Here is a 22,737-nt window from a genome sequence, read left to right on the forward strand (position 1 = left end):
AAACAAAATGGTACACCGCATATTTGTCTATAAGTGTATCATTTTGTCTATTTATTCGCTACCTAGGGACTAGCTCTTCCCAACCAATTGCCCCGGTGCGATCGGCCCATTTCTAAAGCTGCAGGCAACTGCGCCATTGCTGACTCTAAAATTGCCACCACATCCACAGGGTAGCGCCAAGAACTCGACTCTTCCATGCGCGCCGCATTCGCCAAACCAGCCACCAAACTCGCGAAAACAGTTTCTGCCCCTTCCCAATTCACTGCATCCAGGGCTTCTAACGCCTTGTTAATAAAGTCGAGGCTGTGACCGACATCAATGTAGCGGTGGTCAGTAGCGGCAGCAAACAGCATATCAGCAATTTGTTCTCGTTCAAGAGGCGCGCGTACTGCTGTCAACAAACATCGTTCCGCCGCTTCACTGTCTCTGATTTCAATAAATTGCCGGAACCAGCTTTTGAGTGTCTCTGCATCAACCTCAGAATTAGGCAAGGGGTGAACCGCAAAGTGAGGAGGTGCGCCTGCACTATCGCGGGCCACTGCCGAAAGTCCCTGATAGAGGGCGGGGGATCGGTCTTCTGGATCTAGATAAGGCAGTATATTCATCAAGCAGGTGTGGATCGATAAACCCGTATCCCATCCCGATTTGTTGTAGCGGGTGCCAAATTCTAATCCGATTTGGAAAGGTTCGCTGGCAGTTGCCCCCTGATCTAGCAAGGCAATCACTGACTTGGCGATGACTAGAGAAATTCCTTGTTCTAACCCATCTTGAAGTCGCTGGCGCTGGTGGGCGTAAGGGTCAAGCTGTTGTGCTAAATTTACCCAAACTTCCCCGTCGCGAATTTCCGCTGGGAACGATCGCACGTCGTCGGCCCAAGAGTCAAAAGTACCGCCGCTGGCGACATCAAAGCGGGCGTAGTGCCAAGGACAGGTGACTATGCCATCTTTGCAAGTGCTGCCGTTGAGGGGAAAACCCATGTGGGGACAGCGGTTGTCGATCGCGTATACCCGATCGTTTGAGTAAAAAAGGGCGATCGTGTGTTTTTCCAAATTCACTAACAAACTGCCCTTTGTCTCGACTTCTGCAAGTTTCGCAGCGCGAACGTAATAGCCTGAAGTCTCAGCCATAAGTTTTTAAACTAATTTATATATAAACTAGATTAACTCAATGCCAGGGTATTTGCCTGAAGTAAAACAGGATTAAAAACTCAAGTGCTGATAGATGCTCGATCGATCGCCAGCAGGTTTATGTTTTGGCTTTATTCCAGATTCAGGAGCGATAGCAAAGCTTCTTTCATCTCCTCTACCGTTGTTGTCGCCGTACCGAATTGACGCACGACAATACTAGCCGCCAAATTGCCCAAAACTGCCGCTTCCCAACCGGATGCACCGACGCACAAAGCTAAAGTCATTGCTGCTACAACTGTATCTCCAGCACCGGTTACGTCGAATACATCAGTCTTGTTAAAAGGGGGAATGTCCCAACTTTGAATGGCAAATTCCCCCTTTTCACAATTCGATGTTGGAGAAGGTGAATTTTTGATTTCTTCGCCGTTGGCCCTTTCAAACAAAGTCATCCCTTCTTCGCCGCGAGTAATCAGGATTTTTTGAGCTTGAGTTAAGTTCAATAAATCGCGTCCTGCTTGCATTAAAGTGTGAGGGTTTTTGATAGCATATCCGACGGCTTGCTCGGCTTCTGGCAAGTTCGGAGTAAACAGCATTGCTCCAGAATATCGCTGCAAATTTATTTGAGCGTCTACAATTGTTTTGCCGGGAACCACTGCCGATTCGATCGCCAAATTTGTCAAAACTCCGTCGCCGTAGTCGGAACAAACCACGGCATCTACTGTCGGTATTTGCTGCCGGATGTAGTCTGACAATTGCAACTGCAAATCTAAATCCGGCAACTCGTCCGATTTGCGATCGACTCGGACAATTTGCTGAGTCACCGACTGCCGCGCGTGCCCGGAAATTCGAGTTTTGGTGACTGTTGGACGCTGCGAATCGATTAAAATCCCACCCGTATCAATTCCCGCCGCCTCAAAAATACCGCACAAAGCCTTTCCCTGGTCGTCTTTTCCCACCAAACCAGCAACTTTTACTTTGCCTCCCAGTTTGGCTAAATTATAGACAGCATTTGCGCCACCTCCGGGTACTTGCTGAGTATTTTCGTAGCGCAAAATCAACACAGGTGCTTCGCGGGAAATTCGCTCTACTTGTCCGGTAAGAAACTCGTCCAAGGTCAAATCTCCGATCGCTAATACCTGCGCTCGATCGAAGCAGTCTAATCTTTTCAATAATTGCTCTGTTGAGGCACGCAGTTGAGGCAAAAAATCGGAATAGTCGTTAGTCATTAACCAAAAAAATGAGACTGAGGAGTTGATAATTGAGTGTGGAACGAGCGGGAATTAAAAAGGGAGCATCTCAATGAAAGCAGCCCAGCTAGAAATTGGAGTTGTGAGGCAGGAGGCAGGAGTTTTGAGGCAGGAGCAAAGAGGAAGAAGAAAGGAGCCAGAAGAAGTGTTTTTACACATATGAGATGCTCCCATTAAAAATCCTAATATAAATTAATAATTAATTTCCTCCCTTGTTTTATTTTTAACTTTTAATTGATTTTCTCACTGGGATTTTGAGAAACCAGTTGTCGGCTATTGGCGATCGCACTCGCTCAAACAATTTGGCAAAAAAATGCCGATAAAATCGCAGCCATTGAGACTCAACTGAAAGTTTCACGGTGTGGAAGTTTCCTTCTACATAAGTGCCTTCAAAAAACAGCAGAATTATTTCAATTTCTGCTTGATGATTGTAATCACCTGAGTCATTTGTTTTTTGAGTGCATCAATTTCTGCTTGCATTTTCGCCATTTTCACAGTCATCGCCTGAATTTCGGCGGCGCCCCCTCCCGAAGTGGGTGCAGCGGCGGCGGCTGGGGCTTCCGGCACTGGTTTCTTTTTGGCCAGTACCATCGCCGATTTGATCGCCTCGGTTAGCTGCTTCTTCTCAAAGGGTTTGGCGATGAATGCAAAAAAATGCTTCTCAAAGGGTTTCGGAATTTTTTCCATCACCTCTTCTTCGCGGCCCGACATGATCACCAAAGGTATCTTAGAAAGCTCAGGATGGGCTTGCACTTTTTGATACACTTCCCAACCGCTGACTTTGGGCAGTAGGAAATCTAACATAATTAGATTTGGCCGGGCTTGACGGATCAGTTTGAGTCCCTCTTCGCCGTCTTTTGCTTCTAGAACTTCAAAGTTACCCTGCGGCAACATCTCTCGGACTCGGACGCGGATGACTTTACTGTCATCGATTACCAAGATTTTTTGACCAGCCACGACTGACTCCTTCAGTAATGAATGAGTGATGATTTGCAACCTTCAGTATATCCCTAACAGAATTCTACCCATAATTCTGGGCGAGTTTAGTTTTGTTGCACCTGGGCGCGATCCTGATTTCGGGTGGTACTCCTACAAGTTCAGGGGCTTTGATTTCGGATACGATCGAAGTAATTAACTCAATCGCCACTTAATTTTATGTCCCCCCAAACTCCTAAAACTCCTACTGTCAAAGCAGTTGCCGCCCAAATGCGGGGTGAAATCGAGGCGATGCCGGAGTGGTTGCGTAGGCCCGTTGGCAAAGCTAGCGAACTTTCCCAAGTGCAAAAAATTATCAAACAGCGGCAAATTCACACGATTTGTGAGGAGGGGAGATGTCCCAACCGGGGCGAGTGCTACGCGCAAAAAACGGCGACTTTTTTGTTGATGGGGCCGACTTGCACCCGCGCTTGTGCTTTTTGTCAAGTAGATAAAGGTCATTCTCCGATGCCGCTAGACCCGGAGGAACCGCAAAAGGTGGCGGAGGCTGTGCAGTTGTTGGGTTTGCGCTATGCGGTGCTGACTTCGGTGGCGAGGGATGATTTGCCGGATGGGGGTGCGGGTTGGTTTGCCAGGACGATCGCCCAAATCCGCCTTCTTAACCCGCATACTGAAGTTGAGGTACTGACGCCAGATTTTTGGGGGGGAACAGGTAGGGGCGGTGCCCCCGTGCCCGCCCTCCCCGTGCCCGCCCCCGACGGGGAGAATTCCGGCCTTGATGAGTTGCAGCGACAGCGGATTCGCACGGTGGTGGAGGCTAAACCCGCTTGTTACAACCACAATATTGAGACGGTGCGCCGGTTGCAAGGGCCGGTGCGGAGGGGGGCCAAGTACGATCGCTCGATCGACGTTCTGCGTATTGTTAAGCAATATGACCCAACTATTCCCACAAAATCCGGTTTGATGTTGGGGCACGGGGAAACCGAAGCCGAGATAGTCGAAGCGATGACAGATTTGCGGGATGCCAAGTGCGATCGGCTCACCCTCGGTCAATACATGAGACCATCTCTAGAGCACCTCCCAGTGCGTAAATACTGGACGCCGGCCGAATTTGACCGTTTCGGGTCGATCGCGCGGGAGATGGGGTTTGAGCGCGTGCGATCGGGGCCTCTCGTCCGCAGTTCCTACCACGCCGGAGAGAGCGATTGAAACTAATTTGAATTCAACTCGCTATAAACTCGTTGTTACAAAAAATAACTCTAGAGGATTGTGCATAAGTGCGACGCTCTCTGCTATTTGTAAATAGAGTGACATTATCAATTAGGAGCTTTACCTATGGCAGAGATAGCGAAGAACCAATTAAAATCCGAGTCCGTGATGAAAACGGGCAAATTCCCTTACACATTTCGCGCAGGCTGGTTTCTGTTGCTGTTAGCCATCAATTTTGTGGTTGCAGCCTTTTATTTCCATATCATTGAATAGTTCTGCAAGTTAACTTTTAGCAGACCCTGCTGTTCTCGACCTCAACGTCGGAGAATAGGAGAGAAGGAGAGGGGGAGAGGCAGAGAGTTTTGAGTTTTGAGTTGGCGAGAATATGACTTCATTCTTCTAACTAATGACTACTGACTTCTTCCCTCTTCCCTCTTCCTTCTGACTCCCGACTTTTGCTCAATAATTCATCCGTGTATCCGTGTCAAAATCCGTGTCGTGCCTTCCTTCTTCCTTCTCTACCGATTTCTCGACGCTTCTAGCTTTGACAATCGCTCTTGAATTTTAATAACATCTTGCTTAGTTTCAATTGCCAAAGTTGCTAAATTGTCAAACATCGGGTCTCCCGACAGCGGTCTAGGATTTGTGCGACCACAACCTGAAGGAGACGGAGGCCGGTTAACTCTAGAACCTTGGTTCTGCAAGCTGTAGATTTGTCCCCTGAGTTCAGAAATTTGCCTTTCTAATTGAGTAATGCGAAACTCTAATTGAGTTGTGGATTGAGCGGGCGTGACAATTGGCGCAACAGTAATTGCTAAGGCGCAAGCCAGACATAAAAGACAGAATGTTAGGGCGCGATGGCGAATCTTTTTCGGCATAGCTTTAATAATTTAAATTATACCAGTTCTACGATAACAAATCGCCGATATTTTTTGCCTCTATCAGAAGTAGGTCTTATGGCAACTAGGAACGTAGCTATTTTAATGTTCGATGATGTCGAGGTACTGGACTTTGCCGGGCCTTTTGAAGTGTTTTCGGTGACATCAGAATTAAGTAAGGGCGAGCGACCTTTTGCAGTCTCTACCGTAGCCGAACATCCCGGTGCTGTCAACGCCCGCAACGGTTTGAGCGTAAATCCCGACTGCACCATTTCCGATTGTCCGCCACCGGATATTTTAATTGTACCGGGAGGACAAGGTACAAGAAAGTTAATCGATAATTCAGCAGTTATTAACTGGATAAAAGATTGTGCGCGAACAGCAGAATTAGTGCTTTCTGTCTGTACGGGTTCGCTGCTTTTGGCAAAAGCTGGCTTGTTGGAAGGTTTGGAAGCAACTACCCACCATCAGGCATTGGATTTATTGAAAAAATTAGCGCCCAACACAACTATTATCGAAAATCAGCGATTTGTAGATAATGGCAAAATCATCACTTCTGGGGGAATTGCTGCGGGAATTGATATGTCTTTGCATGTTGTCGGCAAACTTTTGGGTACAGCACAAGCTGAACAAACAGCAGAGCACATGGAATATAAAATTGGGAATTGGTAATTGGGCAATGGGCATGGTTAATTGGAGAATTTGTGCGTAGTGGCGGGTTTTATCAACCATCTATGCCTAAAACTCACATCTTGCACCATTCTCAATTACTTGTTTAGGAACAGGCTTTTCGGCCTGTTCCACAAGAAAACTTATTCTTTGTGGAACGGGCCGGAGAGCCCGTTCTTGACAATGGTGCAACATCTGAGCTAAAAAAAACAATCTCCTAAACCCGCCCCGCACATAAACTACCGGATGTGAAATCAAGCATCTTCGCCCCAAACTTTTAGTTGTAAATAGACTAATAGCAAAGCTATAGCCATCAGGAAAGTTGCCGCTGCGGCTGCATAGCCAAAATCAAATTGCGAAAAAGCTTGCTCGTAAATATAATAAACTAGCAAATTAGTAGAGTTCAAAGGGCCGCCGCCGGTGATGACGTAAACTTGCTCGAAACTCCGCAGAGTAAAAATAGCAGTAGTGACAGTAGCAAATACTAAAGTCGGCCGCAAACCGGGTAAAGTGATGTACAAAAATTGCTGCCAAGCATTAGCTCCATCCAATTCTGCGGCTTCGTAACGATTTACCGGAATTGCTTGCAATCCTGCTAAAAATACTACCATATTAAAGCCTAATTGTTTCCAAACACTCAGCAGAATTATCACAGGCATTGCCCAAACTGTGCTGCTAAGCCAAGGAATTGGATTTAAACCGATCGCATTTAGGGCATTATTCACCGGGCCATCGGTTTGAAACAACCACCGCCAACCCAAGCCAACTGCAACTAGAGAGGTAATCGAAGGAATAAAATAAGCGGTGCGGAGAGCTCCTCGCCAAGCAAACGAGCGATTTAGCAAAACTGCCAAACCCAAAGGAATCACTAAACTGGGAATGACTGTTGCAGTAGTAAAATAGAGCGTATTTTGGAGAATTTGCCAGAAATCCGGGTTTGTGACGAGCCGCCAGTAGTTGTTGAAGCCAATCCAACGCACTCCCGACTGGGTAAAGCTGCCGCTGGTAAAGCTGAGGTAAAATAAATAGGCGATCGGCCAAATCAAAAAAGTACCCAGAAACAGCAAAGCCGGGGCCAGGAAAGTCCAAGCTGCGAAGGAATCATTATCTAACCAGTTAAAACGCCCAAATTTAATCGGAACCATTGGCTTGTAAATTTTAGCTTTTAGTTTTAAATGGTATCACAATATAGGTCAATTTCACAATGAATCTTCTCGATATATTAGCCAATTTACCCACTATAGAAACTGAAAGGCTCCTGCTCAGAAAAATTACTTTAAACGATGCGAGCGATATGTTTGAGTATGCCTCAAATTCCGAAGTATCACAATACACAATGTGGTCAACTCACACCTCGCTCGAAGACACTAAATACTTTCTCAGGTCACTTACAAAAATGTACAAAAGACGAGAGCTTGTAGATTGGGGAATTGTCCATAAAGCAGAGAAAAAGTTTATCGGGACTTGCGGATTTGTGGAATGGAGCATGACGCACAGCCGCGCGGAAATTGGCTACGCACTTTCTAGGAGATATTGGGGCGAAGGATACATGAGCGAGGCTGTCAATGCAGTGATTGAATTCGGTTTTCGGGAGATGTTGCTGAATCGAATTGTGGCTCGATGTGAAGTTAACAATATTGCTTCAGCTAGGGTGATGGAAAAAGTGGGGATGCAATTGGAAGGGATATTGCGACAGCAGCTATTTGTGAAAGGCAGATATTGGGATCTCAAAATTTATTCGCTTCTCAGGGAAGAGTTTTTTGGTAATATTGTAGAATAGGGTTGAATCAGGGAGCATCTCAATGAAAGCAGCCCTCCGCTAGAAATGGGAGTTTTGAGGCTCTCTTGCTGCGAGGCAGGAGGCAGGAGGAAAGAGGAAGAAGGAAGGAGCTAGAAGAAGTTTTTTTACAAATATGAGATGCTCCCGTGAATCAGCAGGTCAGCGAAAAAAACTAATATACTTAGGACTTACGCAATATCTCCATGTAGAGTGCGCCGAAGCACACCTTACCCTTTACCTGTATTGTAGAAGACGAGTGAATAGTTTTTATCTTTATGACCAAGAATTTCAAAGGTGGTACCCGCCACGTGATTGAGCCGTGGAATCAATCCACGATCTAAAATCTAAAATCCTCACGCCCCCGAATTTATCTCGCGCAAGTCAATCCAAAATCTAAAATCTAAAATCTAAACTCGAATGACCGCTAATCCAGTATCTGTTAATTCCCATGCCTGCCTGATTTCTCCTGAGATTGGCAAAAGTGCGCTCGCTCCGGCTCATCCTCCATTAAAATTAGGAGTTTTAGCATCAGGAAGCGGCAGCAACTTCGAGGTAATTGCCCAAGCCATCCAAAACCAACAACTCAACGCTAAAATCCCAGTATTAATTTACAACAACCCCGAAGCCAAAGCCGCACTCAGAGCCGAAAAATACGGCATTCCCTCGATTCTGCTCAATCACCGCGACTGCAAAAGTCGCGAAGAATTAGATACAAAAATTGTCAAAACTTTTCAAGAGTATGATATAGAATGGGTAGTGATGGCGGGTTGGATGCGAATTGTTACCGAAGTTTTGTTTGATGCTTTTCCCGATCGCGTTATTAACATTCACCCCAGCTTACTGCCGAGTTTCCCAGGAATTCGCGCCGTCGAGCAAGCACTGGCCGCTAAGGTTAAAATCACCGGATGTACAGTGCATATTGCCCGTTTAGAAGTAGACAGCGGGCCGATTTTAATGCAGGCTGCGGTGCCCGTATTGCCTGATGATACCGCAGAAACGCTGCACGCGAGAATTCAGGTGCAAGAGCACAAGATTATGCTCGGTGCGATCGCACTTATTGCCGAATCTAATCAAAAATATTGTGACTAAAAACCTTACCAGTGCCGCATCTACCCCCAAATTGCCCGTCAGCGAATCACCCGAAACAGGCCCGCCGCTGACAGACTCCAATCGCCTGAAATTAATTCTGAAAGAAAGGCTCAAAAAAAGCATCGGCATCAAGGGAGAATTCTATCTGCCTTGCTTGCCATCGATGCTAGACGACTATCTTAAATTACTGTCAGACTTCTTAAACATTCTCGGACAAAACATCGACGCTGCCCAAGCCGAAAACTTGCGAACATTAATCGCCAACGCCTTAGCAGAAGGATTCAAAAATTCCCCCCACGCTAATCTCATAGTCTCATACTTTCCCGCCAATTCCCAAACCGGTTTAGCCGGCGGCATTACTCTGAATACCAAGATTCAAATCGAATCAATGGCCCAGAAATATCACAGTTGGCCGGATATTCGCCCCGAACCTTTATTCGGCAGCCATCCCGATGCCAAAGTCATCGCCATTGCCGCCGAATTAGGCGAACCGGGAAAAGCACCTATTTTAGATGTTGGTGCGGGCCCAGGGCGCAATAGTTTGCCTTTAGCAAGGTTAGGTCATACAGTGGATGCGATCGAACTAACACCCATATTTGCCGAGAAACTATCATCCGCAGCAACCGCCGAAAACTTGCCGATAAATGTCACCCAAGGCGACGTTTTAGACCCATTACTGAGGATGAAAACTTATCGCTACAAATTAGCGATTGCTACCGAAGTTCTCTCTCACTTCCGCTATCCCGAACAAATTCGTCTTTTCCTCGGCAAAATGTCCGATGCCGTGTTAAGCGGCGGGTTTATCTTATTCAGTGCTTTCTTAGCTGTAGATGGGTACGAACCCGACGAGATGGCAAAACAAATGTCTGAATTGTGTTGGTCTTATCTGATTACCAGACAAGAATTGCAAGCAGCAATAGAGGGTTTGCCGTTAGAAATTATTTCTGATGAATCTGTGATTGAATACGAACAAAAACATTTGCCTGACTCTGCTTGGCCACCGACACCTTGGTTTGTCAGTTGGGCCAGCGGGCGAGATTTATTTTCGGTGCAACAAACACCGCCGTTAGAGTTGCGGTGGATACTTGTTAAACGCTTGTAAAGAGCTGTTTCTTTTATGTGGGCTTATATCATCTCCGGTAGCATCGGAATTAGGTAATGCGAGCGGGGAGCACGCGAGCTCATCCAAATATATGATTCCGATGCCACCGGAAACGATATTACCGATAGGTCAAATTATTCAACCTGCAAATTACAAAATCCTTCGGTATCTTTTCCTGTTCTAAACGAATTGTTTGCTTGGATAAATCAGCAAATAAATCATGCTCCTCCGGTGTCAGGTAAAATAAGTTAGCAACCTTGCACAATTTACCCGGCACAGCAGATTCCTGAAATGTATCGAAAGTTTCTCGATCCATCATAACAGAAATTGTTTGATCAAAATAAGACCTTAACTGCGAAAGAATCTGGAACCCTTGGGCATCCAAATCCCCCCAGTAAATTATTGGGCAATTCCTTAGCCACTCAACATCTTTTAAAATAGCTACATTAAACCCCTTTCCCCACAGCGCAAAGCTGTTGCTTAAATCAGGCAAAGTGCGAAAATTCATCTGATTCTCAGTAATAATAAAGCGGTATCCTTGAAGATTGCGACGTTCAAAATCCGAAATGAGTATGCTCATCTCCGAGGTGCTAATCCCATACTTCACCTGTAGGTTTTGATCCAAAGCTCTGATAGTTACCGATGGCTCAGCATATCGCAAACCAAATCGCTTTTCAAAATCATTTTCTTCTTGATTAATAGCATCATCTGGCAGGATAGCTGACAGCAATTCATTTAGAATACCTTTATTTTGTTCGATGAACTTAGTGTGAACATTTATCGGTAGTTCGCGAATATAAAGCTGAGGTTTGGGATGGTTCTGAAAATACAAGCATACAGGCAATAAATTCTCCCATTTTCCTAAGTAATTGATTACTTTTTGAGGATTTTGATTGAGCCAGATATTCAAATCAGGAATTTCATTTCTCATCCTTGCTACAACTTGTTTAAAATCCGCAACTTCAGGTTCCTTATTCAGGAATTTGAGATAATCTGTCTCTGTTTCAAATGTAATTCGGGATGGTAAAGACTGGATATCAAATTTGCGAGTTTTCCGCTGGATCAGCTCAACTTGATACCCGTAGCCAACGTACTTTTTTGAGCCTTTCAGAAGTTGCTGTACAGCATCTCTTAGCTTCAGGTAGTCGTCGGGAATTTTGCCAGCGGGAAAATCTCGCGGGAAAAAAGGTTCTCCCTGGAGCAAGGATTGCAGGAAGGGAATATATAGTCGATCGGCTTTTTTTCTGATTTCTTCGGGGGTAATCATCAACAGACGCAGTTAATTTGAAGCAATTTGTCCGAGAGGCTGTTTGTCTACGGACATATTATAAACCTTGGAGTCGTTCTCTTCAATACTGTTTTTAACATAGTAACCAGCTCCTGCATAATGCTCAAGAACTTGAATTTTGTCTTTGGGCGTCACTACCAGAAGCTGAAGATTTAATTGTTTAAATAAATCCATCGCATACCTTGCATTTGTTTCATCGGACTTGCTAAAAGCTTCATCAATGACCACAAGACGAAATGATTGAGATTTAGTTTCATCCTGTACTAATCCAAATTGATAGGCAATAGCTGACGCTAGAATAGTGTAAGCTAATTTAGCCTTTTGCCCGCCCGATTTTCCAGAAGAGTCCGAGTGATATTCCCTCTCCGTATCGTCGGCTTTATTCTTGACGCTGACTGAGAAATTGAGCCAATTACGCACATCGGTGACTCTTGCTGTCCACCGCTCATCTGACTGGAGGCGATCGATCAGCTCTTTAATTTTTTTAAAGCTAGCTTCGTCAGCTTCCGAAGTTCGCTCAACCCCTACATCAGCATAGCACAAACCTTTTTTTAAGAGATTTTTAAATTCCTTAATTTGGTTTTCTCCGTTGGCATCCCATTGGACTTGTATATAAGTCAAGGGTGTATATTCAATCATTTTTAAGGATTGATTGAGATCGTAAATATTGTCTTTAATGTCACTTTCCCATTCTTCTAAAGTATCTTTAAAATTATAAATAGCGCTATTAATTTTCTCATCAAGCAGTTTTTTAAATCTTTGTTCCTGTGTGGGTAAATCATCTCGTTCGATTTTTTCTAGCATTCCCTTGAACTCAGGGATAAATTCTACTGATGCGTCAACATTTGCAGTTTCTGCGGGATAGTCCCCCTTGTAACTACTCATCTTTTTTTCAATGCTGTTTCGCAGAGAATTCAACTTCTTGTTTGCGTCGCTTATTTGAGTTTGGTAAGACTCCTTTACTTGATATTTCAAACTATCAATGTTATCGAGGCTCGGAATTTGATGGCTGAAACTCTCTTCAATATCAGGAGTATAAGTCTGAATCTCTTGGGATGTCGATAAACTCGATCGTTGTTCGCATTCAGCGCTCTGTTTTTGGTAATGCTCGATATCGCGATCGATAATACCAATGTTTCTTTCGGCGACACTTTTAGCTGCGTCGTTTGTCTGAATGTCAGCGCACACAACAGTTAGCTTTGTCTTCAACTGCTCTAAACGATCGCAATTCCCCTCTAACTCCTGCTTTTGCTCTACAAGCTTTTGCTTCTCGATCGCGCGCGGTTTCCAGTCGATCGCAGAAAAATCATCGAATCCCAATAACTGTTCTAGCAGATTCTTGTGCCTGTTGCGATCTTTTTGTTGTGTTTCAATATCCTGTATAGCTTTTTCTACTCCACTAAGCTCTGCTTTACGCTCATTCAATTCAGCTTCACAATCCTTTATTCTCTTAGAATTGTCCCACCCCAAAATATATCTTCTTTTGTTCTCATTGCTGAAATGGCGATCGTCTTTTTCATGTCTATTACCCTTCTTAATCAAGCCATTTTTGGTAATCGCATAATTCTCCCGATCAAACAGCTCTAAATCTTGACAACAGATGCAGCTACCATAATTTTTTGATACTTCATTAGCCAGCCAAGCAGTATATTTAGTATCAGATTTAAACTCCAATTTGTTAAACAAGGAATTATCATCTAAGTTTTTGGAGACCCAATCTAAATTTTTATTGTCAACTTTCTGATAAACGACGCGGCCATGCAGGTTAGTGCGATCGACATGTTTATTGAATTGATGGTAGTATTTTTCAGGAACTAAGAGTTGCAGTCCAAAGTTGTGCAGCAGTTTTTCGATCGCCCCTTCCCATTCTTGCCGCTCTCCATCCTTTACCTTCAGCAGTTCGCCCACAAAAGGAATTTCCGCCTCAGCAATTCCCAAATATTTTAATATCTTTTCTCTGATTCGCAAATTGTCAGCAGGAATCTGATTTTTTCGCTGTCTTAAAGATTGCAGTTCTTGATTTAACTCTGTGCAACTATCTTTAACTTGCTTCTCATTATTTTTTTTGTCGTCGCGTTGGGTTTTTAATTCTTCCATTTCAACATCAACACCTGATTGAGTTTCCCTTGCTTGGATTATAGAACTATTAAATGTATCCAGGTCACTGTAAGTTGGAAGTCCTATACCTTTAGCAATTCCATCGTATTTTTCGGCTGCTTGTCGATGATTAGCTATTTGACTGTCTAAAAACTTAATTTCCCGTTCTAAGTCTTTGATTTTCCGTCCGGTTTCATCATTTTCTATAGCGACGGTTAAGTCTTGCTTTTCCTGTCGCAAGCCTTCTAAATCTATGCGTATTTTTGATAAATCACGGCTAACTTGACTCTGTTCTTGTTGTTTTTCAGCAATTGCTTTTTCCAATAAACCTCTTTTATGCTGAGCGAAGTAGGCGGGAATAATTGGGAATACTTTATTTAAGTGATTCAGCTTATCCTTGACATTTTCGTAACTTTCAGACTCAGTGATTAGCGGTTTCAAAACCTCTAGCTGTTTCTTGGCTTTCTGCATTGCTTCATGGGAATAGGTTAAATTTTCATAATACTCGATCAGCTCTTGGATTGTATTTTCCACATTAGTTTTTTCCAGCATATGACCGCGCACAAAGTCATTTAATTTGCCAATTTCTTTGATACTGACAGTCTGATTGAATAAATCGAAAGCTTTTTCCGATTCCACACCAAAAATTTTACGAAATCGTTTGCTGTAGTCAGCAAATGTGTGAAATTGTTCAATTTTTACTTTCTGGAAAGATGCCAACTGCTTTTTTAACTCTGGTAAACTTTTAAAGTCATTGAAATGTTCGGCGATGCTCAGTTCGCCAGCGGCAACCAGAAACAACTTTTCAACTCCCTCTTTTACATACAAAACCTGAGCCAGAGTGACGTTCTGTTTGTATCCTTCGTTATAAAAATAAGCGAGTAAAACTGAATAATCATCTTTGGTACGCAGGTACTGCAGTTTAGACTTGTAGTCATCTTCAGCTTTAATTGTGCTGTAGGCTCCGAGTACATATGTCCTTTCGTCTCGCTCTCGCTTTCCTGAACCTGAAGCTAAGTTATAATTCCGCTTTCCATTCGGGACTAATAGTGTCAGTAGTGCGTCAACCAAAGTCGATTTACCGGAACCATTGGCCCCGGTGAGGAAGGAAGTTTTACCGTAGGGTGCGATCGTACCCTGCTTAAAAGTTCCCCAGTTTAATACTTCCAGCCGATGCAAGCGATATCCAGCTTTGGAATTGTCACTCTCAAATTCAAGCATTAGATTTGTCATAAGCTTCTAACCCTTTTTTGATATCCGTCAATGTTTCAGCGGGAATTTTAGCTTTGAGGATGCGGCGAACCTCATATTCGCCTTCTTTATTCTTTAACTCTTTCAAAAAGTGCAACTTGACAACTCGATTGATCGATTCGTCAAATTTTTTCAAAAGCTTTGGGTCATCAGTTTGCTCTGGAAAAAACGGACGCATCAAATCGTGAATTTGATGTTTAGACACAATGCAGCGATCCGAATCAGAGGTGCTGTTATTAAACTCTAGCAATTTCTCGCGTAATAAAACACATAGTACCGTAACTTCGTAGCTCAGGGGAACTCTCTTAACCAGCCTGGGCAGTTTCTTTGCTTCCTCGTCGCCATCGTCACCATCTGGCTGCTGTAAAAAAGCATATCCTTCCGCTTCATCTAAATAAAGTCTCAGCCCAATTTTTCCAAAGTATTCTCTGACGTTTTTTTCATTCTTCAATAGCTCACCCCAATCATCCTTATCTTCATCTTCATACAGGATACCCTGTAGTAATTTGATGAGTGCTGGTGCGTAGGATGCGATAATCTCGTTTGTCATCATGAATTTGCTGTGTTTATCTTTTAAAAATAACTTGTGGGAGTGTCAGGTGCAGGATGTTCTGCTTGTCAAAGGAACTTGCCGTAATGCGATCGCTCACTGAGTCATCGATCGCGTGTTTTGTGTCTTGAGAGGCGATCGCCAAATAAGCAACTACTTCAGACAAACCCTTTTCCACCGGATACTTCTCAATTACTTCAGCTAGCGTTACCCAATCTTTGCCCTCCAATGTTGCTGCAATCTGCCGCTTCAATACTTCCTCATCCACATAACAATAATTTCGCAAAGCATCAATTTGTTCCCTCGGTAGATCAACAGTTGCGTTGCTCAAATTGTAGTTTTTAAAATTCCGATTTTCTGTTGGTTTCCCCAACGGTCTTTCCATCAGCAGTTGCACTTCCGGGTCGCCTTCTATCCAAATAAATTCCTCCTTTTTGGGAGGATTATCGAGCGTCGCAAGTGCTAAATTTTTAATCTCTTTAATCAGTTCAATTACTCGTTTGTTCTCGGCGATATGCTGTTCGACCAGGATTTTTCGCAACTGTTCGGCAAGACGATAATTAGATTTAATAATTTTGTCGCTAGCTTGAATCAGACTGCGTTTAATTCTTCGGAGTGTGGGATTTTGTTTACCCAAATCTTGAAGTTCTGGCAAGCCATATACCCCATTAATCAGTTGTTCCAATTCTTCCTGTTTAGAAGGATCTGTCAGAAAATCTCGGAAGGCATAGAAGCTGCGCCCCTGATCGGATTTCCTAATTTCTTCATCCCCCTCAATTACCTGTGCCACAACTAACCCCTTTCCCCCCTCCTCTTTTAGCTGTGCCTTTTTCACTTTGTCCGTGATTTCTTTAAAATTTTGCTCGACATCTCCAAAATCAGCAAGGAGTCGGCCGGCCACATTATTAGCTTTTAGAAACCACTCTTTGAGCTTAGATTCGCTGTAGCGTTCAACCTCACCAGTTTGTTTGATTGTGTCGATTTCTTTTTGAATGGCTGCTTTTTGTTTTTCTAATTCGTCTAAACGCGCTGCTGGATCTTCTGTACTTTTGGTTACAATTTCTTTGAGAAGGGAAAATATCTCTAAAAACTGTGATTCAGTGCCAATAAACTCTCTCCTCTTCAAATCTTCCAGCCAACCAATCGCCCGATTAGTACCCGGTGCAAGTTCAAAAACCGGATCGTCATTCTTCGTCTGATAATATTTCTTCAAGAACTGATGATCGCTGTTGCACCAAGTATCCAGGTAAGTCTGTGCTTTCCCACGATATAGTTCCGGTCGATCTTCGCACAGCTTCTCCAAATAATTTTCAAGTTTTTCTACCAGTTCTGATTGGGGAACGGTAATCCGATTTAGAGACTTGAACTGGTGATACAAAAAACTGATAATTAAAGGTGCATTGTCAGTTCTTAAAAGTTTAAGGCTAGGCTCGTTTTTTAAATCATCTTCTATTTGGTCATGTTTCATATGCCCAGCGTTAAATTATAGATTTAATTGTCGTCCGATTAGCATTTAACCCTTGGCAAATATGAATTATGAATGGTGAATATGTTTTTTTCACCATTCATAACTCATACACTCTTAAAATTTAAACCTCGGATGCCCGCAATTGTCCGCAGGCTGCATCTGCTTCTAAGCCGCGAGAATACCGCACGCTAACTGCAATTTTCTTTTCCTTCAAAGTCGCAACGAAACTGTTAATTCGATTGGGATTCGGGCGCTGATATTCAGCTTCCTGAATCGGATTGTAAGGAATCAAATTGACGTGACACTGAAAACCGCGCAAGTGAGTTGCTAACTCTGCTGCGTGTTCCGGTAAGTCATTCACACCTGCTAAAAGTACGTATTCAAAACTCAATCGGCGCCCAGTCGATCGCACATATTCCCGACATTCTGCGATTAACTCACCCAAAGGATAAGGGCGGGCGCTAGGAATCAACTCTTCGCGCAATCTTTGATTGGAAGCGTGGAGGCTAACGGCGAGGGTAACTTGCAGTTGATGTTCGGCTAGTTGGCTGATGCGATTGCGAATTCCTACTGTGGAAATGGTGATATTTCGCTGTCCAATTCCTACGTCTTGATTCAAACACTTGACAGCAGCTACAACATTATCGAAATTCAGCAGGGGTTCGCCCATACCCATAAATACGATGTGGCTGACTCGGCGGCCGAAATCTTGTTGTACTGTCAAGACTTGATCGACGATTTCGTGTTTTTCTAAATTGCGCTTGAAACCGCCTTTTCCGGTAGCGCAAAAGTCGCAGCCCATCGCGCAGCCAACTTGGGCTGAGACGCACACAGTCAGCCGTTTATCGGTGGGAATGCCTACGGTTTCAATGATTTGACCGTCTGCCAATTTTAAGAGATACTTGACGGTGGCGTCTGGTGCGACCGATCGAAAGTGAATAGTCGATCGCCCGATCGGGATTTTAGCAACAGTCTCGCGCCACTGTTTCGAGAATACAGAAATGTCAGAGATCGATCTGGCACCTTTCTCATAAATCCACTGGTACAACTGCTTTCCGCGATAAGCCGGTTGTCCCTGCTGCTGCACCCACTCCGTTAACTCAGCTAAACTCGCGCCCAACAAGGGCGGAATTTTACCCGACTCAACAGCCAAAGCAGCAGTCTTGCGAGACTGATTCGCACCCTTGGAATTACCAGAAGAGTACACCTGAGAAACGGAAGTAGGAGACATAGGTCATCAGAAAATTTAAAGCCATCCTCCATATTAAAACTTCTCGACCAAAACTGCCGTTAATCCTCAAAAAGGCGAAGTCTCGATCCCCCTAAATCCCCCTGATTGTTGGGGAGTAGGGGTTGACTTTGAGAATAATCCGGTTCCCCCCTTTTTAAGGGGGGTTAGGGGGGATATTATTGTGGACTCACAAAGAAAACTCCAAACACAAATGTCCGCAACAAAGTTAATTTTTGGCAAAATTCCCCAAATATTGCGTGTAAATGACCACAGCCCCCTAAAATAAACTCTGGAGTTTGTTAAAGGGTATGCAATCTGACGGCTTTCCATCACAATTAATGCAACTTTTATGGTGCTAAATATTCTTGCGCTGCCCTTAGCGTTTCAATTTACATCGCCTGGCCCAATTATCTTTGAACTTGGCCCCGTAGCCATTCGCTGGTACGGGCTGTTGATAGCTTCGGCCGTCTTGATTGGGGTCAGTCTGTCGCAATACTTGGCCGAAAAGCGCCGCGTTAACCCGGAATTATTGGGTGATTTGGCAATTTGGCTGGTTTTGGGCGCTATTCCCTGTGCTCGAATTTATTACGTGGCTTTCGAGTGGCAGCAATACGCCCAGAGGCCTGAAGATATTATTGCGATTTGGAAAGGCGGAATTGCCATTCACGGGGCGATTTTGGGTGGGACGATCGCAGCTTTAATTTTTGCGAAAATTCAGCGAGTTTCTTTTTGGCAATTGGCAGATTTAATCGCGCCTTCGGCAATTCTCGGTCAGGCGATCGGACGCTGGGGAAATTTCTTTAACTCCGAAGCTTTTGGCAGTCCTACGGATTTGCCTTGGAAACTCTATATTCCGGCCAACAGCCGCCCGCCCGCCTATGCTAATTTTGAATACTTCCACCCCACATTTCTCTACGAATCCCTGTGGAATTTGACAGTATTTGGGTTGCTTCTGAGTTTATTTTTTCGCGATCTGCAGGGCAAAATTCGCTTGAAAACTGGTGCTTTATTTTTGGTTTATATCGCAGCTTACAGTTCCGGTAGAGTCTGGATTGAAGGGTTGCGGACTGATAGTTTGATGTTCGGGCCGCTGCGGACGGCACAGATGGTAAGCTTGACTGGGATTGTGTTAGGGTTGGGCGGGTTAGCTTGGCTTTATTTGCTCGCTCGACCTTTACCCGATGTTGTGTCCCCCAATAGCGATCGGCCAAAGATCACTCACAAATCCCCAGAGGATCAATAAAAAACCCCAGAGAGGTTAGTCTCTAGGGTTCAAAACCAGGGTGCATCTACCATCTATTACTTCCAACCAAAATAGGTACATCCGGAAGCGTCCATAAATTTAGCAAATTTGTTAGCAGCAATGAGTTTGACAGAGATTGAAGCCCTAATTCCAGGGGTATACATTGTAGGTGCAGGCCCGGGAGACCCGGATTTGTTGACTGTTAAGGCTCAAAAATTACTGGCTGCAGCCGATGTCATATTATTTGCTGATTCCTTAGTGCCAGAGCAAATTTTGCAGGGGGTGCGCGCAGATGCTGAAGTGATCCAAACTGCGGATAAGACCCTCGAAGAGATTGTACCTTTGATGGTGGAACGAGTGCGCGAGGGAAAAAGCGTCGTCCGTCTGCATTCCGGCGATCCCTGTCTGTACGGGGCTGTCGGGGAACAAATGCAAGCTTTGGCCGACGCTGGAATTGGTTTTGAGGTAATCCCAGGAATTAGCGCTTTCCAACTTGCCGCAGCTAAACTTAAAATTGAGTTGACAGTTCCCGGAGTTGTGCAGACAATTATTTTGACGCGAATTAGCGGCCGAACCGAAGTACCCGAACGCGAAGAATTGGCCAGTTTAGCGACTCATCAAGCGAGTTTGTGCCTGTATTTGAGTGCCCGCCATGTCGAAAAAGCTCAAGCTAAATTGATGGAACATTACCCATCGGATTTGCCTGTAGCGATTTGTTATCGGTTGGGCTGGCCCGATGAAAAAATTGTGCTAGTTCCCCTTGACAAAATGGCAGTTGCTACCCGCGAAAATAATTTGCTCAGAACGACAATGTATGTGATTAGTCCGGCGTTGGGAAAATCAGCACAAGGGCGATCGCGCTTGTACCATCCAGAGCACGATCGGCTTTTCCGTCATTAGTCAGTTGGCAGTTGGCAGTTGGCAGTTGCAATGCCCAATTCCCAATGCCCAATTCCCAATGCCCAATGCCCAATGCCCCATTCCCCATTCCCCATTCCCGATGAAAGACTTAACTCGCAGACAATTTATCACTGTCACCGCATTAAGCGCCGGATTTGCCTTAGCAGTTCATCCTATTGCGACTGCCGTTATCAATACCGATGCTGCTGGTTTAGTTGCCGGTGAGGTAAAAATTCCCGTAAAAGACGGCTCAATTCCAGCCTACAGAGCAATGCCAGCCAGCGGCAGCAATTTTCCAGTAATTTTAGTAGTTCAAGAAATCTTCGGAGTTCACGCCCACATTCAAGATATTTGCCGCCGTTTTGCCAAATTAGGTTATTTAGCGATCGCCCCAGAAATGTTTGCCCGTCAAGGTGATGTTTCTAAAATCACCGACATCCAAGAAATTATTAGTAAAGTTGTCTCGAAAGTTCCTGATGCTCAAGTTATGTCTGATTTAGATGCTACCGTAGAGTGGGCACAAAAGTCAGGAAAAGGCAATACTAATAAGTTGGGAATTACAGGATTTTGCTGGGGTGGCAGAATTGTTTGGCTGTACTCTTCTCACAACCCGAAAGTCAAAGCTGGAGTGGCTTGGTACGGGCGTTTGGTTGGCGATTCTACGGCTTTAACTCCCAAACAGCCGATCGACATTGCAGCCAGTTTGAAAGTGCCCGTATTGGGGCTTTACGGGGGCAAAGACCAGTCAATTCCCAACGATACAGTTGAGAAAATGCAGGAAGTTCTCAAAACTGGCAGCAGTGGTTCCGAAATTGTGCTTTATCCAGATGCGCCGCACGCTTTTAACGCCGACTATCGCCCCAGTTACCGGAAAAAAGAAGCTGAGGATGGTTGGAAACGGATGCAAGATTGGTTTAAAAAGTATGGAGTTTCTTGACAGTTGTAAGCTGTTAATTTTGACTTAAAACTGGTTTGAAATACTCACCGGCTATCAGGCGCGGTGATTCTTGACGCTTCATAGGGTTCTGCTACCGGAGTAGTCTGACAATCCCTCTGCGGCCGTTTTGAGTCGTGGCGATTCCCCATCCCGACTTTTTGTATGTTCCTCGAAGCATTTTGATCTCTGTCTTGCTCAGTGCCACAACTAACACAAAGCACTGAACGAATAGACAAATCAATTTTGCCCCATTTAAAACCACAATCCGCACAAACTTGGCTAGTAGGTTCCCACCTACTAATTACCTGAAATTCTCTACCAAACTTTTCAGACTTAGCCTCACAGAGAGTCCTGAATTCTCGCCATCCTTGCTGACTAATTGCCCGTGAAAGCTTCCGGTTTTTCACCATTCCTGATACATTCAAGTCTTCCAAAATAATCACTTGGTTTTCGTTGACTACTTTGGTTGATAATTTATGCAGGAAATCTTTGCGGGCATCGGCAATGCGGTTGTGCAACTTAGCAATTTTGATTCGGGTTGCGTTTCTCCTTTTAGAGTCTTTTGGTTGACGAGCTAATTTGCGCTGGAGTTTGCGAACTTTCCGGTCTAATTTTTTGTAGTTAGGGCTTTCGGCTTTTTCACCATTGCTCATCACTGCAAAAGTTTTAATCCCCAAATCGATTCCGATGCTTTGGTTTTTGGCATCAGAATGAACGGGTTGAACTTCTACCACAAAGCTTAGGAAATAACGATTTGCACAATCTTTGATTACCGTGACTGAGCTAGGTTCAGATGGAAGTTCTCTTGACCATATTGGGCTTACAATACCAATCTTGGCTAAATAGACACCGCCATTTTTTAGAGAAAAACCGCCAATCCTAAATCGGGCCGACTGGCTATTTGTTCTTTTCTTGAACTTAGGATAACCAACCTTACGACCTTTTCTCTTCCCCTTGCAGGAATCGAAGAAGTTTTTAAAAGCTGTTTCTAAGTCTGCTACAGATTGCTGTAGAGGAATATTAGAAACCTCGCTCAGCCAAGCTCTTTCTTCGGTCTTTTTCGCTTGGGTTATTACGATTTTTTGCAAATCAGACGAACTTGGTTTTTTTTCAGACTGTTTACAGAGAGCCAGACTGTCGTTCCAGACCATGCGGACGCAGCCAAACAGCCGAGCCAAGCTCTGTCTCTGTTCGGTCGTCGGATAAAATCTGTACCGGAATCTCGCCTTCATGGTTATACTGAATGTTGGTCTGTAAGTTTGATTATATATTGGTCTGTAAGTAATGACAACAGTTTACCGTCGCGAGCGCAATTCTGTTACACAACTTAAAATACACTTGGTATGTATAACAAAATATCGTCGGTCTGTATTCACGAGCGAAGGTCTTGATTTGATTGAAAAGTCGTTTCGAGAAGTAGCCCAAAAAATGAACTTTCAAGTGCTAGAGTTCAACGGGGAAGCCGATCATGTTCATACGCTGATCGAGTATCCGCCTAAATTGTCGATATCTCAAATAGTTAACGCACTCAAAGGTGTTTCCAGTCGTCGATACGGACAGGCTGGACACAAAAAACCCCACAAAGAAGCATTATGGAGTCCTAGTTATTTTGCTGTTTCTGTTGGGGGTGCGCCTTTAGAAGTTTTGAAAGAGTATATTAGAAATCAAGGTGCGATTCGTTGAAACGTAAATCACGGTGAAAGCCCGTACATAGCGTTTCCAGCCACAAGGCTGA

At 44.3% G+C, this 22,737-nt stretch carries 22 protein-coding genes; 10 read left to right on the forward strand and 12 right to left on the reverse strand.

Annotated elements, in window-relative coordinates; translation table 11 throughout:
- Window positions 1-62: 62 nt before the first annotated feature.
- The 4 genes from QUA16_RS26810 to QUA16_RS26825 form a co-directional block, all read right to left on the reverse strand.
- A complete protein-coding gene (locus QUA16_RS26810) occupies window positions 63-1,127 on the reverse strand; it encodes a Rieske (2Fe-2S) protein (protein ID WP_333107342.1) in 1,065 nt (354 codons plus the stop codon).
- Between the two features lie 131 nt (window positions 1,128-1,258).
- The gene (locus tag QUA16_RS26815) at window positions 1,259-2,353 is read right to left on the reverse strand and encodes a PfkB family carbohydrate kinase (RefSeq protein ID WP_333107340.1); all 1,095 of its coding nucleotides are present in this window, start codon (window positions 2,351-2,353) and stop codon (window positions 1,259-1,261) included.
- 244 nt (window positions 2,354-2,597) lie between these two features.
- Window positions 2,598-2,732: a hypothetical protein gene (locus QUA16_RS26820; protein WP_333181470.1), complete on the reverse strand. Its 135-nt coding sequence runs from the start codon at window positions 2,730-2,732 to the stop codon at window positions 2,598-2,600.
- Window positions 2,733-2,779: 47 nt separating this feature from the next.
- On the reverse strand, window positions 2,780-3,331 hold the full coding sequence (locus QUA16_RS26825; RefSeq protein WP_333046474.1) for a response regulator: 552 nt from the start codon (window positions 3,329-3,331) through the stop codon (window positions 2,780-2,782).
- Between the two features lie 198 nt (window positions 3,332-3,529).
- Between QUA16_RS26825 and QUA16_RS26830 the strand changes: the two genes are divergently transcribed.
- On the forward strand, window positions 3,530-4,519 hold the full coding sequence (locus QUA16_RS26830; RefSeq protein WP_333107339.1) for a lipoyl synthase: 990 nt from the start codon (window positions 3,530-3,532) through the stop codon (window positions 4,517-4,519).
- 126 nt (window positions 4,520-4,645) lie between these two features.
- Window positions 4,646-4,792, forward strand: coding sequence for a photosystem I protein PsaX (locus QUA16_RS26835; RefSeq protein WP_333107338.1), 147 nt, complete (start codon window positions 4,646-4,648; stop codon window positions 4,790-4,792).
- A gap of 245 nt (window positions 4,793-5,037) precedes the next feature.
- Here QUA16_RS26835 and QUA16_RS26840 read toward each other — a convergent pair whose 3' ends face one another.
- Window positions 5,038-5,397: a hypothetical protein gene (locus QUA16_RS26840; protein WP_333107337.1), complete on the reverse strand. Its 360-nt coding sequence runs from the start codon at window positions 5,395-5,397 to the stop codon at window positions 5,038-5,040.
- A 78-nt stretch (window positions 5,398-5,475) separates the two neighbouring features.
- On the opposite strand from QUA16_RS26840, the gene QUA16_RS26845 reads away from it, so the two are divergent.
- Complete coding sequence (locus QUA16_RS26845; protein WP_333107335.1) at window positions 5,476-6,069, forward strand: DJ-1/PfpI family protein; 594 nt, start codon at window positions 5,476-5,478, stop codon at window positions 6,067-6,069.
- A 251-nt stretch (window positions 6,070-6,320) separates the two neighbouring features.
- Here QUA16_RS26845 and QUA16_RS26850 read toward each other — a convergent pair whose 3' ends face one another.
- A complete protein-coding gene (locus QUA16_RS26850; protein WP_333107334.1) occupies window positions 6,321-7,211 on the reverse strand; it encodes a sugar ABC transporter permease in 891 nt (296 codons plus the stop codon).
- A gap of 59 nt (window positions 7,212-7,270) precedes the next feature.
- Here QUA16_RS26850 and QUA16_RS26855 point away from each other — a divergent pair, with 59 nt between their 5' ends.
- The 3 genes from QUA16_RS26855 to QUA16_RS26865 all read left to right on the forward strand — a co-directional run bounded on the left by QUA16_RS26855 (window position 7,271) and on the right by QUA16_RS26865 (window position 10,037).
- Window positions 7,271-7,846, forward strand: a complete 576-nt coding sequence (locus QUA16_RS26855) for a GNAT family protein (protein ID WP_333107333.1) — start codon at window positions 7,271-7,273, stop codon at window positions 7,844-7,846.
- A gap of 417 nt (window positions 7,847-8,263) precedes the next feature.
- Window positions 8,264-8,935: a phosphoribosylglycinamide formyltransferase gene (gene purN, locus QUA16_RS26860; protein WP_333107332.1), complete on the forward strand. Its 672-nt coding sequence runs from the start codon at window positions 8,264-8,266 to the stop codon at window positions 8,933-8,935.
- On the forward strand, window positions 8,928-10,037 hold the full coding sequence (locus tag QUA16_RS26865) for a class I SAM-dependent methyltransferase (RefSeq protein WP_333107331.1): 1,110 nt from the start codon (window positions 8,928-8,930) through the stop codon (window positions 10,035-10,037). The genes purN and QUA16_RS26865 overlap by 8 nt, the downstream gene beginning before the upstream one ends.
- A 118-nt stretch (window positions 10,038-10,155) precedes the next feature.
- Here QUA16_RS26865 and QUA16_RS26870 read toward each other — a convergent pair whose 3' ends face one another.
- The 5 genes from QUA16_RS26870 to rlmN all read right to left on the reverse strand — a co-directional run bounded on the left by QUA16_RS26870 (window position 10,156) and on the right by rlmN (window position 17,922).
- The gene (locus tag QUA16_RS26870) at window positions 10,156-11,304 is read right to left on the reverse strand and encodes a Wadjet anti-phage system protein JetD domain-containing protein (protein ID WP_333107330.1); all 1,149 of its coding nucleotides are present in this window, start codon (window positions 11,302-11,304) and stop codon (window positions 10,156-10,158) included.
- A gap of 12 nt (window positions 11,305-11,316) precedes the next feature.
- A complete protein-coding gene (locus QUA16_RS26875; protein WP_333181472.1) occupies window positions 11,317-14,643 on the reverse strand; it encodes an SbcC/MukB-like Walker B domain-containing protein in 3,327 nt (1,108 codons plus the stop codon).
- Window positions 14,636-15,226, reverse strand: a complete 591-nt coding sequence (locus tag QUA16_RS26880; RefSeq protein WP_333107327.1) for a DUF4194 domain-containing protein — start codon at window positions 15,224-15,226, stop codon at window positions 14,636-14,638. The genes QUA16_RS26875 and QUA16_RS26880 overlap by 8 nt, the downstream gene beginning before the upstream one ends.
- A 13-nt stretch (window positions 15,227-15,239) precedes the next feature.
- On the reverse strand, window positions 15,240-16,691 hold the full coding sequence (locus QUA16_RS26885; protein WP_333107326.1) for a DUF3375 domain-containing protein: 1,452 nt from the start codon (window positions 16,689-16,691) through the stop codon (window positions 15,240-15,242).
- A gap of 121 nt (window positions 16,692-16,812) precedes the next feature.
- A complete protein-coding gene (gene rlmN / locus QUA16_RS26890) occupies window positions 16,813-17,922 on the reverse strand; it encodes a 23S rRNA (adenine(2503)-C(2))-methyltransferase RlmN (protein WP_333107324.1) in 1,110 nt (369 codons plus the stop codon).
- 349 nt (window positions 17,923-18,271) lie between these two features.
- Here rlmN and lgt point away from each other — a divergent pair, with 349 nt between their 5' ends.
- The 3 genes from lgt to QUA16_RS26905 all read left to right on the forward strand — a co-directional run bounded on the left by lgt (window position 18,272) and on the right by QUA16_RS26905 (window position 21,002).
- Entirely contained in the window at window positions 18,272-19,165 is an 894-nt protein-coding gene (gene lgt / locus QUA16_RS26895) for a prolipoprotein diacylglyceryl transferase (RefSeq protein ID WP_333107323.1), read from the forward strand.
- A gap of 120 nt (window positions 19,166-19,285) precedes the next feature.
- A complete protein-coding gene (cobM, locus tag QUA16_RS26900) occupies window positions 19,286-20,065 on the forward strand; it encodes a precorrin-4 C(11)-methyltransferase (protein WP_333107322.1) in 780 nt (259 codons plus the stop codon).
- A gap of 100 nt (window positions 20,066-20,165) precedes the next feature.
- Window positions 20,166-21,002, forward strand: coding sequence for a dienelactone hydrolase family protein (locus QUA16_RS26905; protein ID WP_333107321.1), 837 nt, complete (start codon window positions 20,166-20,168; stop codon window positions 21,000-21,002).
- Window positions 21,003-21,046: 44 nt separating this feature from the next.
- Here QUA16_RS26905 and QUA16_RS26910 read toward each other — a convergent pair whose 3' ends face one another.
- Window positions 21,047-22,234 carry a transposase gene (locus QUA16_RS26910; RefSeq protein ID WP_333107320.1) on the reverse strand — a complete coding sequence of 396 codons (1,188 nt, stop codon included), beginning with the start codon at window positions 22,232-22,234 and terminating at the stop codon, window positions 21,047-21,049.
- Window positions 22,235-22,286: 52 nt separating this feature from the next.
- On the opposite strand from QUA16_RS26910, the gene tnpA reads away from it, so the two are divergent.
- Window positions 22,287-22,685: an IS200/IS605 family transposase gene (tnpA, locus tag QUA16_RS26915; protein WP_333107319.1), complete on the forward strand. Its 399-nt coding sequence runs from the start codon at window positions 22,287-22,289 to the stop codon at window positions 22,683-22,685.
- Window positions 22,686-22,737: the final 52 nt, after the last annotated feature.

This window comes from Microcoleus sp. S13_C3 (assembly GCF_036700905.1).
Lineage (GTDB): Bacteria > Cyanobacteriota > Cyanobacteriia > Cyanobacteriales > Microcoleaceae > Microcoleus.

Coding starts and splice junctions, on each gene's coding strand:
- QUA16_RS26810 (WP_333107342.1), bottom strand. CDS start 1,127: ATGGCTGAGACTTCAGGCTATTACGTTCGCGCTGCGAAACTTGCAGAA.
- QUA16_RS26815 (WP_333107340.1), bottom strand. CDS start 2,353: ATGACTAACGACTATTCCGATTTTTTGCCTCAACTGCGTGCCTCAACA.
- QUA16_RS26830 (WP_333107339.1), top strand. CDS start 3,530: ATGTCCCCCCAAACTCCTAAAACTCCTACTGTCAAAGCAGTTGCCGCC.
- QUA16_RS26835 (WP_333107338.1), top strand. CDS start 4,646: ATGGCAGAGATAGCGAAGAACCAATTAAAATCCGAGTCCGTGATGAAA.
- QUA16_RS26840 (WP_333107337.1), bottom strand. CDS start 5,397: ATGCCGAAAAAGATTCGCCATCGCGCCCTAACATTCTGTCTTTTATGT.
- QUA16_RS26845 (WP_333107335.1), top strand. CDS start 5,476: ATGGCAACTAGGAACGTAGCTATTTTAATGTTCGATGATGTCGAGGTA.
- QUA16_RS26850 (WP_333107334.1), bottom strand. CDS start 7,211: ATGGTTCCGATTAAATTTGGGCGTTTTAACTGGTTAGATAATGATTCC.
- QUA16_RS26855 (WP_333107333.1), top strand. CDS start 7,271: ATGAATCTTCTCGATATATTAGCCAATTTACCCACTATAGAAACTGAA.
- purN (WP_333107332.1), top strand. CDS start 8,264: ATGACCGCTAATCCAGTATCTGTTAATTCCCATGCCTGCCTGATTTCT.
- QUA16_RS26870 (WP_333107330.1), bottom strand. CDS start 11,304: ATGATTACCCCCGAAGAAATCAGAAAAAAAGCCGATCGACTATATATT.
- QUA16_RS26875 (WP_333181472.1), bottom strand. CDS start 14,643: ATGCTTGAATTTGAGAGTGACAATTCCAAAGCTGGATATCGCTTGCAT.
- QUA16_RS26880 (WP_333107327.1), bottom strand. CDS start 15,226: ATGATGACAAACGAGATTATCGCATCCTACGCACCAGCACTCATCAAA.
- QUA16_RS26885 (WP_333107326.1), bottom strand. CDS start 16,691: ATGAAACATGACCAAATAGAAGATGATTTAAAAAACGAGCCTAGCCTT.
- rlmN (WP_333107324.1), bottom strand. CDS start 17,922: ATGTCTCCTACTTCCGTTTCTCAGGTGTACTCTTCTGGTAATTCCAAG.
- lgt (WP_333107323.1), top strand. CDS start 18,272: ATGGTGCTAAATATTCTTGCGCTGCCCTTAGCGTTTCAATTTACATCG.
- cobM (WP_333107322.1), top strand. CDS start 19,286: ATGAGTTTGACAGAGATTGAAGCCCTAATTCCAGGGGTATACATTGTA.
- QUA16_RS26905 (WP_333107321.1), top strand. CDS start 20,166: ATGAAAGACTTAACTCGCAGACAATTTATCACTGTCACCGCATTAAGC.
- QUA16_RS26910 (WP_333107320.1), bottom strand. CDS start 22,234: ATGAAGGCGAGATTCCGGTACAGATTTTATCCGACGACCGAACAGAGA.
- tnpA (WP_333107319.1), top strand. CDS start 22,287: ATGACAACAGTTTACCGTCGCGAGCGCAATTCTGTTACACAACTTAAA.